Genomic DNA, 13895 nt, shown 5'->3' with positions numbered 1-13895 from the left:
GATGCCCGATGTCCGCCCGCGATCGATGCCGCGCGCTGCTCGCCGCCGCTCTCTCCATTGGTGCGATCGTGGCGGCATCCGTCACCGCGACGGCGGAGGAGGGTTACCCCAGCCGACCGATCTCGCTTGTGGTGCCATTCGCGGCCGGCGGGCCGACAGACACGATCGCCCGGATCATCGCGCCACCCATGGCGAAGGCGCTCGGCCGGCCGATCACGATCGCGAACATTCCCGGCGGCGGCGGCACCACGGGCATCACCGAGGCCTCGCGGGCCAAGCCTGACGGCTACACCATCATGGTCGGCCATATGGGCACGCACGGGGCAGCGCCGGCCCTGTTCCGCACCCTGAAATACGATCCGGCCCGCACCTTCGATCCGATCGGCGTCGCCGCGGGCACGCCGGTGGTGATCGTCGCACGCAAGGACTTCCCAGCAGCCGACCTCCACGGCTTCATCGAGGCGCTGCAGACGAAGGGCTCGACCTACAACCAGGCGCATGCCGGCGTGGGCTCGGTGTCCCACTCGACAGGAATGCTGTTCGACGCGATCGCCAATGCGAGGCCAACCTTCGTCGTCTATCGCGGCACCGGTCCCGCGATGAACGACCTGATCTCCGGCCAGGTCGACTTCCTGACCGACCAGATCGTCAACGTCGTCCCTCATCTTCAGGCCGGAACGATCCGGGCCTACGCCATCGCGACGCCGGAACGCTCGCCGGCGCTGCCGAGCGTTCCGACGACGCGGGAGGCCGGGCTTCCCAATTTCGAGGTCAGTGCCTGGAACGCCGTCTTTGCGCCGAAGAACCTGCCGAAGGACGTGCATGCGAAACTCGTCGACGCCCTCGACAAGGCCCTCGACGACCCCACGGTGCGGGAGCGGCTGCTCAAGCTCGGCGGCAGGATCCCGGAGGGCGGCGAGCGCGGCCCCGCGGCCCTGCAGAAGCTCGTGGAGAGCGAAGTCGCACGCTGGACCCCAGCCCTGCGTGCGGCGGTCGACAGCGAATGAGCCTTGCGCCGCTCCCGCGCCGGCGCAGCTCGAACCCGTTCCCATGAACCGCAGCTCGGCCGTGATTGACGGGGCGCCCGAGACTTCGTCTAAGCGCGCCAACGAGAAGGCGCGTGCATGTCGGATCAGGCCGGTCCTGAAATCATTCTGGAAAAGCGGGGCGCCGCTGGCCTTATCACTCTCAATCGGCCAAAGGCGCTGAATGCCCTGACGCTGCCGATGATCCGGGCCATGCACGAGCAGTTGCGGGCCTGGGAGAGTGACGACGCCGTCAGCCGCGTCGTCATCCGTGGTGCCGGCGGACGCGCCTTCTGCGCGGGCGGCGACATCCGGCAGATCTACGAGCTCGGCAGGGCCGGCCGGGTCGACGAGACCATGGCTTTCTGGATCGGCGAGTACCAGCTCGACGCCTACGTGAAGCGCTATCCGAAGCCCTACATCGCCCTGATCGACGGCGTGGTGATGGGCGGGGGCGTCGGGCTCTCCCTGCACGGTGACGTGCGCGTGGCCTCGGAGAACTACATGTTCGCCATGCCCGAGACCGGCATCGGCTACTTTCCCGATGTCGGCATGACCTATTCGCTGCCGCGCCTGCCCGGACGCACCGGCACCTATCTCGCCGTGACGGGTGCCCGCGTCGGAGCGGGCGATGCCCTCGCGCTCGGCCTCGCCACCCATTCCGCGAAGTCTGCCGATTTCGAGGCCATCGCCAGCGCGCTGGCAGGGGGAGAGGACATCGAGAGCACGCTTGCCGCCTTCGAGGCCGCGGCGCCCGAGACCGGCCCACTCGTCATGGAGCGGAGCACGATCGACGAGTGTTTCTCGGCCCCGAGCCTGCACGACGTGCTCGGCCGCCTCGACGTAGCCGCCTCCTCTGGTGCATCCTTCCCGGCGGAGACGGCGACCCTGATCCGCTCGCGCTCACCGACGAGCGTGCTCATCGCCTTCGAGCAAATGCGGCGAGGGATCGAGCTGAGCTTTGAGGAGGCGATGCTGACGGAGTTCCGTCTCTGTAACCGCGTGATGAACGGGAACGACTTCTTCGAAGGCGTGCGCTCGGTCATCGTCGACAAGGACGGTGCGCCGCGCTGGCAGCCCGCCACGATCGACGCGGTCGATCCGGCAACGATCGCCGCCGCCTTCGAACCCCTCGACGGCCCCGAGCCGTCCTTCGCGTGAGCGGGATCCTCCGGTGAAAGCCCTGACCAAAGTCGGCACGACGCGAGACGGCCGGGGGCGCCTCGGAAGCGCCGAGGGCACGAATGACCGCATCGAGCGTGCCGAGCGCCGGCAGACGCACTGGGACACGGTGCTGGTGTGGTTCATGCGGATCGTGGCGCTGGTCTGGGTCGGCAAGGGTGTGCTGACCTGGGCCGACATCGTCGACGTCCTGCCCGGCACGCCCCCGTTCGAGAGCGAGCCGATCGGCCGGCAGACGGTGATGGTCTATTTTGCGGTGATCGACTTCACCGCGGCCGTGGGACTCTGGCTGACCAGCGCCTGGGGCGGCGTCGTCTGGCTCCTGGCAGCCACCAGCGGCATCACGCTTGCCGTGTTGACGCCCCAACTCCTGCCGATGCCGATCCCGCTCATTGCGCTGCAGGGCGCAGCGATCATCATCTACTTCACGCTGTCCTGGCTCGCTGCCCGCGAGAACCAGTAACGCGCGTCTGCGTCGATCGGATCGGCCTGCGCGCCTTCGATCACGCCGGCGGGGGGTAAGAGAGCGGAACGGACCGGCGTTCGTCTTACCGGAAAATGGGACGAACGTCCCGCCTGTCCCAGGCCGTCCCACGCGCCTCGAAGGCTAAAACTGTCTCCCTCGTCACGTGCGTGAGGCGGCGTCGCGGGATTGACAGGGCGACGCTCCTATGCTATTTTTCCTAAATCCTTCAGAAATGTGACTGGCTTCGTCTGCGGGCCGGGCCGCCACGCGGACAACCCTTGCCCCCCTCTGTGAGGATCACGGCAGCCGCGGGGACCGCCGATTGCCGCCACTCGCGCCACTCGGCATAGTCAGCCGAGAGCGAAGCGGGACGGCCGGACATGCTGTTGTCGATGCTGGCAACCCAGCCGATCTGGCTCTCCGGCACCCTCCTCGTCGGCGTGATGACGGCGCTCGCGATGGCTGCCCCCTACCTCGTGCGTCGGCGCGTCGGCCTGGAGCGGCTGCGGGTCAACAATGAGGTCGCCGGCTTCATCTTCGCGGCGGTCGGCGTGCTCTACGCGGTGCTGCTCGCCTTCGCGGTCATCATCGCCTGGGAGAAGTTCAGCGAGGCGGAGGGCGCCGCCGCGAAGGAAGCCGGCTCGGTCGCGACGCTCTACCGCCGGTCGCAGGGCATAGCGGGCGAACCCGGCGCCGCCTTCCGCACCGCCCTGACCCACTACGGCAGGACGATCATCGCCGATGATTGGCCCGCCATGGAGCGCGGGAAGGGCAGCCGCACCGCAACCCGGGCGCTCGACGGGGCCTACGCGGACCTGTTGGCCTTCCATCCCGCCGATGGCCGCGGCAACGCCGTGCTGGCCGAGGCCCTCGACCAGCTCGACGGCGTGACCCAGGCCCGCCGCCTGCGGCTCGTGCTGGCGCCGGGCGTGGTGCCGCGGGTGCTGTGGTTCATCCTATCCAGCGGCGCGATCCTGACGCTCCTCTTCACGCTGTTCTTCGGAGCCCCAAACCTGCGCGCCCAGATCTTGATGACCGGGATCCTGGCCTTCCTGATTTCTTCCGGCCTCCTCGTCATCACCGCCATCGATCGGCCGTTCGCAGGCGCGGTGAAGGTGGCGCCGCACGCGATGGAGGCCGTGCTGGGGGATTTTGAAGGCCGGGAGCGCTGAGAGCCTCGTTTAAGCTCGGCTCAAATATCCAGCTCCGCCCCATCCGCGAACGCAGCCCGCTCCTGAATAAACGCGAACCGCGCCTCCGGCTTGTTTCCCATCAGCCGCTCCACCGTGTCACCCGTCGATTCCCGCGCCTCGTCCAGCACGGCGACGCGCAGAAGCGTGCGCTTCTTCGGGTCCATCGTGGTTTCCTTGAGCTGGGACGGGTTCATCTCGCCGAGGCCCTTGAAGCGGCTGATGTCGACTTTGCCGTTCTTGAACACCGTCTTCACCACGCGCTCGCGATCGGCATCGTCGCGGGCATAGGCGATCTTCGAGCCCTGCTGCAGCCGGTAGAGCGGCGGCATGGCGAGGTAGAGATGCCCCTTGTCGATGAGGCGCGGCATCTGCCGGTAGAAGAAGGTGATCAGCAGCGAGGCGATGTGGGCGCCGTCGACATCGGCGTCGGTCATGATGATCACGCGCTCGTAGCGCAGATCGCCCTCCTTGAACTGCGAGCCGGTGCCGCAGCCGAGCGCGAGCGTCAGGTCGCCGATGAGCTGGTTGGCGGCGAGCTTGTCGCGCGTCGCCGAGGCGACGTTCAGGATCTTGCCGCGCAGGGGCAGAATGGCCTGCGTCGCCCGATCACGCGCCTGCTTGGCGGAGCCGCCGGCGGAGTCGCCCTCGACGATGAAGATCTCGGAGTTCGTGGTGCCGGCATTGGAGCAATCGGCGAGCTTGCCGGGCAGGCGTAGCTTCCGGGTAGCGCTTTTGCGGGCGACCTCCTTCTCCTGGCGGCGGCGCATGCGCTCGTCGCAGCGCTCGATCACCCAGTCGAGCAGCCGGTTGGCCTGGGCCGGGGAGGCGGCGAGCCAATGGTCGAAGGCGTCGCGGATCGCGGTCTCGACGATGCGCGAGGCCTCGACGGTGGCGAGCTTGTCCTTGGTCTGGCCCTGGAACTCCGGCTCGCGGATGAAGACGGAGAGCATGGAGGCGCAGGTCGCCATCACGTCGTCCGTGGTGACGTTGGCCATGCGCTTGGACTGGTTCACCCGCTCGGCATGCTCGCGCAGCGCCCTGAGCAGGGCGACGCGCAGGCCGGATTCGTGAGTGCCGCCCTCCGGGGTCGGGATCGTGTTGCAGTAGGAGGACGAGACGCCGTCATCCTGCACCATCCAGGCGACGGCCCATTCCAGCGAGCCGTGCGAGCCGGGCTTGGTGATCTTGCCGGAGAAGATCGCGTCGGTGACGAGTTCCTTGCCCTCGATCTCGCGGGCGAGATAGTCGCGCAGGCCCCCGGGGAACTTGTGGACGGCCTCGGCTGGCACGCCCTCCATGCCCTCGACGAGGGACGGCGCACAGCGCCAGCGGATCTCGACGCCGCCGAACAGGTAGGCCTTGGAGCGGGCCATCTTGAAGAGGCGGCGCGGATCGAAATGGTGAGCGCCGAAGATCTGCGCATCGGGGTGGAAGCGCGTGCGCGTGCCGCGCCGGTTGTTGACGCGGCCGACCTCGACCAGCGGTCCCTGCGGCAGGCCGCGCGAGAACGTCTGGCGGTAGAGCGTCTGGTTGCGGGCCACCTCGACCTCCAGCAGGTCGGAGAGGGCATTTACCACCGAGATGCCGACGCCGTGCAGGCCGCCGGAGGTCTCGTAGACCTTCGAGTCGAATTTTCCGCCGGCATGCAGCGTGGTCATGATGACCTCGAGCGCCGACTTGCCCGGAAATTTCGGGTGTGGGTCGATCGGGATGCCGCGGCCGTTGTCGGTAACGACCAGCGTGCCGCCTTCCTCCAGCTCGACCTCGATGAAGCTGGCATGGCCCGCCACCGCCTCGTCCATCGAGTTGTCGATGACCTCGGCGAAGAGGTGATGCAGGGCGCGGTCGTCGGTGCCGCCGATATACATGCCCGGCCGGCGCCGCACCGGCTCCAGCCCCTCCAGCACCTCGATGGCCGAGGCGTCGTAGCCGGCTTCGGCACTCGCGGGGGAGGGTGGGACGACGATGGGCTTCCGGCGAGCCTCGGCGGCGTCCTTTGCGGCCTTCGCTCCGGGTCCGAACAGATCGCGCGCAGGGTCACTCACGCGGCGGCTCCGTACGGCAGGAAGGGGTCGCGCAGCATTCGCTTTCATACCTCGTCATGTACCGGAACAAACCAGAAACAGAAAGCCATTTCCCGAGGGCCGTTGACGCCGCACCATCGCATGGTTGCAGGAGGTGGGACCAGTGATTGGCCGCAACGCACGCGTGCTGCGTGAGCCAGGTGTCATCGAACTGTCGGACGGCCATGGTTAAAATCGCGCCACCCGCACGTTATCCCCGGAACCGTGGAGGGCATGGCGCGTTGATTTCCGAACGCTTAAGCTTCGCAGCCGACTCGGCTGACAGGGAGACGCCTCGATGCCCACCGCCGCCGCCCAAGCGCGTCATCTTTCCCTCGTCCGCCTCGAACAGGCCGCAGGCCAAGCCTTCGGATGCGCCGAAGAGGTGGAGAAGGCTGTCACCTCGCGCGCCATGACGCTCCTGACCCCAACGACGATCACCCTGGCGACCGTGGCTACGGCGGTTGCGGCGACGATCACCTATCTGGTCTGACGCCTCACCCATCCTTGCGAGGTTAAGCGAGGCAAGGGCGGTTCAGGCAGCCGCCAGGGCGGCACATTCGCGAATGTCGCGGGCCAGCGCATCGACCCGCTCGGGCGCCGTATCCCAGGCGAACATGAACCGCGCTCCGCCTCCGATGAAGGTGTAGAAGCGCCAGCCCTTCAGCCGCAGAGCCTCCAGCGTCGCCGGCGGGGCGGAAAGAAACACGGCGTTCGCCTCTACGGGGAAGATCGCGGCGACGCCCGGCACGTCCGCCACGGCATCCGCAAGCCTGCGGGCACAGGCATTGGCATGGCGCGCGTTGTTCAGCCAGGCCCCACTCTCCAGCATCCCGACCCAGGGCGCCGAGAGGTAGCGCATCTTCGAGGCGAGCTGCCCGGCCTGCTTGCAGCGGTAGTCGAAATCCTCGGCCAGCGCGCGATCAAAGAAGAGGATCGCCTCGCCCACCGCCATGCCATTCTTGGTGCCGCCGAAGCAGAGCACATCGATTCCGGCCTTCCAGGTCAGCTCGGCCGGCGAGAGCGAGAGCGCGGCGCAGGCATTGGCGAAGCGCGCCCCGTCCATGTGCAGGCGCAGCCCAAGGCTGCGGCAGGTCTCCGACAGCGCCTGCAGCTCTGCGACGGAATAGACCCGGCCGGTCTCGGTGGATTGGGTGATCGTGACCGCGCGGGGCTTCGGATAGTGGATGTCGCTGCGCCGCTCGGCCACCGCTCGCATGGCGTCCGGCGTCAGTAGGCCGTCCGCGCTCGGGGCGACCAGCAGCTTCGAGCCGTTGGAGAAGAATTCCGGCGCGCCGCATTCGTCGGTCTCCACATGCGCGCTCTCGGCACAGATCACGCTGTGGTAGCTGCGGCAGAGCGCGGCCAGGGCCATCGAGTTCGCCGCCGTGCCGTTGAAGGCGAAGAACACGTCGCAATCCGTCTCGAACAGCTCCCGGAAGGCGTCGGAGGCGCGCTGCGTCCAGGCATCAGCGCCGTAGGCCGGCGCGTGGCCGGCATTGGCCTGCTCCATCGCCGCCCAGGCCTCCGGGCAAATGCCGGAATAGTTGTCGCTGGCAAATTGCTGCTCGGAGAGGATGTCGGCCACGCGCGCTGTCCCGTTCGGATGGGCTGACGCGCGGCGAAGTCCCCGTTGGTTGCCGGACCGGCCGCATCCCGTCGCAAGGAAGGCGCCACCTTGCCGGGAGGCAGGTTGGCGTTGAGCGTCGGCTCAACTCGTGATGCTGAGATGAAAGGTTATGCGGGGGAGTGGGGCGCTGCAAGCACCCCTCCAACCCGCAGCCTCACCCTAGGGCACCGGAGCCGTAGCAACGGCACCTTAGGATGAGGCTCCGGGTGAGCGTGGGGAGTATTGGCTAGCTCGCGCTCTTCTTCGCAGCCGGCTTCTTGGCGGCAGGCTTCTTCGCGGGGGCTTTCTTGCTGGCAGCCGCCGTCTTGGCAGGAGCCTTGCGCCCCCGCGCCGGGGCCTTCTTGCCGCCGCCACCCGCGGCGCGCTTGGCATTCACCAGGTCGATGGCTTGGGCGAGCGTCAGCGAGTCCGAGGACATGGACTTCGGCAGCGTGGCGTTGGCCTCGCCATCGGTGACATAGGGGCCGTACCGGCCGGCCTTCACCACGAGGTCGCGGCCGGAGGTCTCGTCCTTGCCCAGCGCCCGGCCCGGATCGCTCGACGGGCGGCTGCGGCCGCCGCCCTGTTCCTTGGCGACGATGAGGTCGATGGCGCGGTTGCCGCCGATCTCCAGCACGTCGTCGTCCTTGCCGAGATTGGCGTAGGTCTTTCCGTGCTGCACGTAGGGGCCGTAGCGGCCGATATTGGCGAGGATCGGCTCGCCGCTCTCGGGATGCTTGGCCACCTCGCGCGGCAACGCGAGCAGCTTCAGGGCGGTCTCGAGCGTGACATCGCCCGCCGACAGGCCACGCGGCAGCGAAGACCGCTTGGGTTTCTCGGCATCCTTCTCGGCGGATTGCTCGCCGAGCTGGACGAAGGGGCCGAAGCGGCCGTCGCGCAGGGTCACGGGCAGGCCGGTCTTGGGATCGTCACCGAGCACGCGCACGCCTGGCTGGCTGCCCTCGGAGGTTCCCTCGCCATCGCCCTCCACGCCCGTCGCGGAGAGCTGACGGGTGTATTTGCACTCCGGATAGTTCGAGCAGCCGATGAAGGCGCCGAACTTGCCGAGCTTCAGCGAGAGCTGGCCCGAGCCGCAGGTCGGGCAGGTGCGCGGGTTCGAGCCGTCCGCCTTCTCGGGGAAGATGTGCGGACCGAGCAGCCCATTCAGTGCCTCGAGCACTTCGGTGACGCGCAACTCCTTGGTGCCGTCGATTGCGGCCGTGAAGTCGCGCCAGAAATCGCGCAAGACCTGCCGCCAGTCGATCTCGGCGTTGGAGACCCGGTCGAGCTGCTCTTCCAGATCGGCCGTGAAATCGTACTCCACGTAGCGCTTGAAGAAGCTTTCCAGGAAGCCGGTGACGAGGCGGCCCTTGTCCTCGGGCTGGAGGCGCTTCTTCTCGATCTTCACGTATTCGCGGTCGCGCAGCGTCTGCAGCACCGCGGCGTAGGTCGAGGGCCGGCCGATGCCGAGCTCTTCCATGCGCTTGACGAGGCTCGCCTCGGAATAGCGCGGCGGTGGCTCGGTGAAGTGCTGGGTCGAGGCGATGCGCTCGCGCTTGAGCGGGTCACCCGCCTTCATCGGCGGCAGGCGCTTGCCCTCCTCGTCCTCTTCGTCGTCCTTGCCCTCCTGGTAGAGGGTGAGGAAGCCGTCGAACTTCACGACCTGTCCGGTCGCCCGGAGTTCGATCGTGCGCGGGCCGACCTTGGCGGTGATGTCGACGGTGGTGCGCTCGAGCTCGGCCGATTCCATCTGGCTGGCGACGGTGCGCGTCCAGATCAGCTCATAGAGCCGGGCCTGCTCGGCATCCAGCATCCGCGCGACCTGCTTGGGCAGCCGGCCCATATCGGTGGGGCGCACGGCCTCGTGGGCCTCCTGCGCATTCTTCGCCTTCACAGAATATTTGCGCGGGACATCCGGTACGTAGCGGTCGCCGTATTCCCGGCCGATTACGGAACGGGCATCGCGGATCGCCTCCGGCGCCATGTCGACGCCGTCCGTTCGCATGTAGGTGATGAGGCCGACGGTCTCGCCGCCGATATCGATCCCCTCGTAGAGACGCTGCGCGACCCGCATGGTCTGTGCTGGCGCCATCCCGAGCTTGCGCGAGGCCTCCTGCTGCAGCGTCGAGGTGGTGAAGGGCGGAGCCGGGTGGCGCTTGGCGGGCTTGGCCTCGACGGAGGAGACCTGGAAGGTCGCGAGTTCGAGATCCTTCTTGAACTGGGCCGCCTCTTCGCCCGTGCCGACATCGAGGCGCTGGATGCGCTTGCCGTCGGCCCCGACGAGGCGCGCCTCGAACACCGCGCCCTCGGCGGTCGAGAGCGTGGCGACGATGGACCAGTACTCGCGCGGCTTGAACCGCTCGATCTCCATCTCGCGCTCGACGACGAGGCGAAGCGCGACCGACTGCACACGCCCGGCCGACTTGGCACCGGGCAGCTTGCGCCAGAGCACGGGCGAGAGATTGAAGCCGACGAGATAGTCCAGAGCCCGGCGCGCCAGATAGGCATCGACCAGCGCCTGGTCGATCTCGCGCGGCTTGCGCATCGCCGCGTCAACCGATGCCTTGGTAATTGCGTTGAACGTCACCCGCTCGATCGGAATGCCCTTGAGCGCCTTCTTGGCAGTCAGCGCCTCGACGACATGCCAGGAAATCGCCTCGCCCTCGCGATCCGGGTCGGTGGCGAGGATCAGTTTCTCCGCACCCTTGACCGCCTTGGCGATCTCCGAGACGCGCTGCGAACCCTTGTCCTGCAGCTCCCAAAGCATCGCGAAGTCGGCCTCCGGGTCGACCGAGCCGTCCTTGGGCGGCAGGTCGCGGATATGACCGAACGAGGCAAGGACAGAGTAGTCCTTGCCAAGATACTTGTTGATCGTCTTGGCCTTGGCCGGCGACTCGACGACGACAACTTTCATGAACCTCTGCCCCTGACGAAGCCTCGGCGCGACGACCTGTTTTTAGGAGTGGCGCAGATGCGCTCCCGGCAACGGCCGGGGCCTCGCGCCGGGGAGAAGTGGGTTAGGCGGCGCGGCTTGTCAAATCGGCTTGGATCGCGACAGAACGCCAGGAAGCCGGCATGCATCCGGCCGACGAACCGTATCGCGGGGATTCAAATCCCCGCGTACCACTCGTAGCCGTTATCCTCCCAGTACCCGCCGTTGCCTTGGCCGACATGGCCGAGGCTGTCGGTGACCTCGATGCGCATGATGTACTTGGCCTGCTTGTAGCCGAGCTGACGCTCGACGCGCAGGCGCAGAGGGGCACCGTTCGAGATAGGAAGCGGGTGGCCGTTCATGTCGTAGGCGAGGATGGTCTGCGGGTGGAATGCGTCGGTGAGGTCGATGCTCTCGTAGTAGCGGATCGGCTTGCCCGCCGGCGCGTCGCCGTCACCCTGCGCATCGGCGGCATCGGCCGGTGCGTATTCCATCGTGTCGGCGCAGTGGAACACGATGTAGCGCGCCTGCGGCTTGAGGCTGGCCTTCTTGAGCAGCTCGGCGAGCGGCACGCCGGTCCACTTGCCGATGGCGCTCCAGCCCTCGACGCAGTCGTGCCGGGTGATCTGGGTACGGGCGGGGAGAGTGCGCAACTCGTCCAGGGACAGATCGAGCGAGTTCTCGACGAGCCCGTCGACACGAAGCGTGTAGGTCGAGAAATTCTTCGCGGCCAAGGCTTTGTAGGGCGTGTCCTCGGGGTCGATCGTACCGTTCGGCTTGAACCACTTCGAGATGTCGGTTTCCGCGAACTCACGGGCGAGCGAACTGGGCGTGAGCAACAGCCGCTGAACGTAGAGGTTCGCGTCCTCGCCGGCCTTCAAGGTGCGGGTGCCCCAGGCGCTGTTGGCGATCTTGTCGCACCCACCGAGCGAGGCGGTGCCGAACAGGCCGGCCATACCTGCGAGAAAGCCACGGCGGTTGGGGGAGGGGATGGTGAGACGGCGCTTCATCGGACGATCTCCCCGTCGCGCCGCGTCTCGCCTTCGATCGCGTACCAGCCAGTCACCATCGAGCGCATGTTGTTCCAGAGGCCGGAGACGATCACCAGGAGCACGTGCACGATCACGAACAGCACCAGCAGGTTCACGGTGATGAAGTGGAGCGTGCGGGCCGATTGCCGGCCGCCCAGCACATCGAGAATCACGGGGAAGGCCGCGTTCACGCCGGGCGACATGCCGAGCCCGGTCAGCAGCATCATCGGCAGCAGCACCAGCACTACGACGAGGTAAGTGAGCTTCTGCAGCACATTGTAGCGCCGGGCTTCCTCACCCTTGGGAAAGCGCAGCAGGATGTGCTCGCGGATCGAGGCGCCGAAATGCCGGATCTGGTCACCATCGGGGATGATCCGCCGGCGCAGCTGTCCGCTGCCGATCCCGTAGAGGAGGTAGATCAGGCCGTTGATCACGAAAGCCCAGGCAAACAAGAAATGCCAGCGCCGCCCCTGCGCCAGGTTCTGGTTGGCCGGCAGGGTGATCCAGGCCGGGAAGGCGCGCGACAGGGTCTCGCCCTGGTAGGTCGAGAGGCCGAGCCAGCCGGTGGTGTCGAAGGTGTGCCCGCCGATTTGCATGATGCCGCGTGAGGCGCCGCTGTCGGTCTGATCGTCGGTGATCGCGAGGGCGGGGGTGTCGAAGGTCGATTGCGAGCCCCAATAGAGGGCCGGATGGGCGTTGAAGATCTGCAGCCCACTCATCAGCAGCACAGCGAGGCAGACGACATTGATCCAGTGGGCCACCCGGATCACGAGGGGATGCCTGAACATCCATTGCCGCCGAGGCGGATTGAGGGTGTTGGGCGGAGCAGGCATCGCGCTGGCGGACACGGGCTGTCTCGTTCAATTGCCGAAAGGATTGCCGCCCGTCCGGTCGGCCGGACGGGCGAACATCAGCCTTTACGTCTGAACGGACGGGAAGGTTACATCCCGTCGCCAGCGGCGCCAGGGGCACCCTGCTCCATGCCCGGGTCCTGCGTCGCCCGCTGCTTGGAGTGCATCTTCTGGCTCTTCATGGATTTCTTCATCTTCTTCTTAGGAGCGGCGCGCTTGGCCGGGCGCTGCTCCTGGCCCATGTCGTGGCCCATCTGGCCCTGCTCCATGCCGGGCTGACCCTGCGGCTGCATCCCCTGCGCCGTGGCGACGGAGGATAGGCCGAGGCCGAGCGAAAGGGCGCCGGCGGTGGCGAGAAGTCGAATGTTCATGGTGGACCTTTCCGGTTGCGCGGGACGGCACGCGCTGCGTGAAGTTGCCCGCCGGATACCCGCACAAATGGGATGAGCCAGCGATCCTTCAACTTTTTTTGGGAAATCGGCCAAGCCGAAGAGAAAAACCTTTAGCGCGCAGGAAGATGGAGCGGCACCGTTCTGAGACGCCCCTCGCCTTGCTGCCCCGCGCCGCGACGCCTATAGCCATCGCCTCAATATGACGCCCGCCGCATCCCCGCCGAGCTTTCCCCATCGCCATCTCCTCGGCATCGAGGGGCTGTCGCGCCTCGATATCGAGGGATTGCTCGACCAAGCCGAGTCGGCCGTCGCGCTCTCCCGGCAGGTCGAGAAGAAGCGCAGCGTCCTGCGCGGGCGCACACAGATCAATCTGTTCTTCGAGCCCTCGACCCGCACGCAATCCTCGTTCGAGCTCGCCGGGAAGCGACTCGGCGCGGACGTCATGAACATGTCGGTCGCTTCCTCTTCGGTGAAGAAGGGCGAGACGCTGATCGACACCGCTGCGACGCTGAACGCCATGCGGCCGGACATCATCGTGGTGCGCCACCACGCGGCCGGTGCCGTGCATCTCCTTGCCCGCAAGGTCGATTGTGCCGTGGTCAATGCCGGCGACGGAGCCCACGAGCACCCGACCCAGGCGTTGCTCGACGCGCTCACCATCCGCCGCAACAAGGGCCGGATCGAAGGCCTCACCGTCGCGATCTGCGGTGACGTCCTGCACTCGCGCGTCGCCCGCTCGAACATCATCCTGCTCCAAGCGCTCGGGGCCCGCGTGCGGGTCATCGGCCCCTCGAACCTGCTGCCGCCCGGCATCGCGCGCTTCGGCGTCGAGGTCTTCACGAACATGCGCGAGGGCCTGAAGGGTTGCGACATCGTCATGATGCTGCGCCTGCAGCGCGAGCGCATGCACGGCTCCTTCGTGCCGAGCGTGAAGGAGTATTTTCGCTATTACGGGCTCGATGCCGACAAGCTGGCGCTCGCCGCTCCCGACGCCCTGGTGATGCATCCCGGCCCGATGAACCGCGGCGTCGAGATCTCGTCCGAGATCGCGGATGGAGCACAGTCGCTGATCCGCGAGCAGGTCGAGATGGGCGTCGCCGTGCGCATGGCCGTGCTTGAAGCTCTCGCGACGCATCTGCCGAACGGTTGAC

12 protein-coding genes and 1 riboswitch are annotated in these 13895 nt (G+C 67.2%); of the genes, 6 read left to right on the top strand and 6 right to left on the bottom strand.

Annotated elements, in window-relative coordinates:
• Window positions 1–8: 8 nt before the first annotated feature.
• From MGN01_RS02020 to MGN01_RS02005, 4 genes are all read left to right on the top strand, one after another.
• Window positions 9–1007 carry a tripartite tricarboxylate transporter substrate-binding protein gene (locus tag MGN01_RS02020; protein WP_147044923.1) on the top strand — a complete coding sequence of 333 codons (999 nt, stop codon included), beginning with the start codon at window positions 9–11 and terminating at the stop codon, window positions 1005–1007.
• A 117-nt stretch (window positions 1008–1124) separates the two neighbouring features.
• Complete coding sequence (locus MGN01_RS02015; protein ID WP_147044922.1) at window positions 1125–2186, top strand: enoyl-CoA hydratase/isomerase family protein; 1062 nt, start codon at window positions 1125–1127, stop codon at window positions 2184–2186.
• Window positions 2187–2199: 13 nt separating this feature from the next.
• Window positions 2200–2670: a DUF6163 family protein gene (locus tag MGN01_RS02010; RefSeq protein WP_147044921.1), complete on the top strand. Its 471-nt coding sequence runs from the start codon at window positions 2200–2202 to the stop codon at window positions 2668–2670.
• Between the two features lie 383 nt (window positions 2671–3053).
• Complete coding sequence (locus tag MGN01_RS02005; RefSeq protein ID WP_147044920.1) at window positions 3054–3845, top strand: bestrophin-like domain; 792 nt, start codon at window positions 3054–3056, stop codon at window positions 3843–3845.
• A 20-nt stretch (window positions 3846–3865) separates the two neighbouring features.
• Here MGN01_RS02005 and parE read toward each other — a convergent pair whose 3' ends face one another.
• The gene (gene parE, locus MGN01_RS02000) at window positions 3866–5911 is read right to left on the bottom strand and encodes a DNA topoisomerase IV subunit B (protein ID WP_147044919.1); all 2046 of its coding nucleotides are present in this window, start codon (window positions 5909–5911) and stop codon (window positions 3866–3868) included.
• 316 nt (window positions 5912–6227) lie between these two features.
• On the opposite strand from parE, the gene MGN01_RS01995 reads away from it, so the two are divergent.
• Complete coding sequence (locus MGN01_RS01995) at window positions 6228–6422, top strand: hypothetical protein (protein WP_147044918.1); 195 nt, start codon at window positions 6228–6230, stop codon at window positions 6420–6422.
• 42 nt (window positions 6423–6464) lie between these two features.
• Here MGN01_RS01995 and MGN01_RS01990 read toward each other — a convergent pair whose 3' ends face one another.
• The 5 genes from MGN01_RS01990 to MGN01_RS01970 all read right to left on the bottom strand — a co-directional run bounded on the left by MGN01_RS01990 (window position 6465) and on the right by MGN01_RS01970 (window position 12723).
• Window positions 6465–7508, bottom strand: coding sequence for a threonine aldolase family protein (locus MGN01_RS01990; RefSeq protein ID WP_147045252.1), 1044 nt, complete (start codon window positions 7506–7508; stop codon window positions 6465–6467).
• 44 nt (window positions 7509–7552) lie between these two features.
• Window positions 7553–7659, bottom strand: a riboswitch (SAM-I-IV-variant riboswitch).
• Between the two features lie 126 nt (window positions 7660–7785).
• The gene (gene topA, locus MGN01_RS01985) at window positions 7786–10452 is read right to left on the bottom strand and encodes a type I DNA topoisomerase (RefSeq protein WP_147044917.1); all 2667 of its coding nucleotides are present in this window, start codon (window positions 10450–10452) and stop codon (window positions 7786–7788) included.
• A 194-nt stretch (window positions 10453–10646) separates the two neighbouring features.
• Window positions 10647–11480 (bottom strand): molybdopterin-binding protein, encoded by an 834-nt coding sequence (locus MGN01_RS01980; RefSeq protein WP_147044916.1) that lies wholly within the window; start codon window positions 11478–11480, stop codon window positions 10647–10649.
• Window positions 11477–12289 (bottom strand): cytochrome b/b6 domain-containing protein, encoded by an 813-nt coding sequence (locus MGN01_RS01975; RefSeq protein WP_147044915.1) that lies wholly within the window; start codon window positions 12287–12289, stop codon window positions 11477–11479. The genes MGN01_RS01980 and MGN01_RS01975 overlap by 4 nt, the downstream gene beginning before the upstream one ends.
• A 152-nt stretch (window positions 12290–12441) precedes the next feature.
• Window positions 12442–12723 carry a hypothetical protein gene (locus MGN01_RS01970; protein WP_238258375.1) on the bottom strand — a complete coding sequence of 94 codons (282 nt, stop codon included), beginning with the start codon at window positions 12721–12723 and terminating at the stop codon, window positions 12442–12444.
• 220 nt (window positions 12724–12943) lie between these two features.
• Between MGN01_RS01970 and MGN01_RS01965 the strand changes: the two genes are divergently transcribed.
• Window positions 12944–13894, top strand: a complete 951-nt coding sequence (locus tag MGN01_RS01965; RefSeq protein ID WP_147044914.1) for an aspartate carbamoyltransferase catalytic subunit — start codon at window positions 12944–12946, stop codon at window positions 13892–13894.
• The last annotated feature ends 1 nt before the right edge of the window (window position 13895 follow it).

The organism is Methylobacterium gnaphalii (assembly GCF_007992215.1).
Taxonomy (GTDB): Bacteria; Pseudomonadota; Alphaproteobacteria; order Rhizobiales; family Beijerinckiaceae; genus Methylobacterium; species Methylobacterium gnaphalii.
This window is presented reverse-complemented; position numbering and strand designations above follow the sequence as displayed.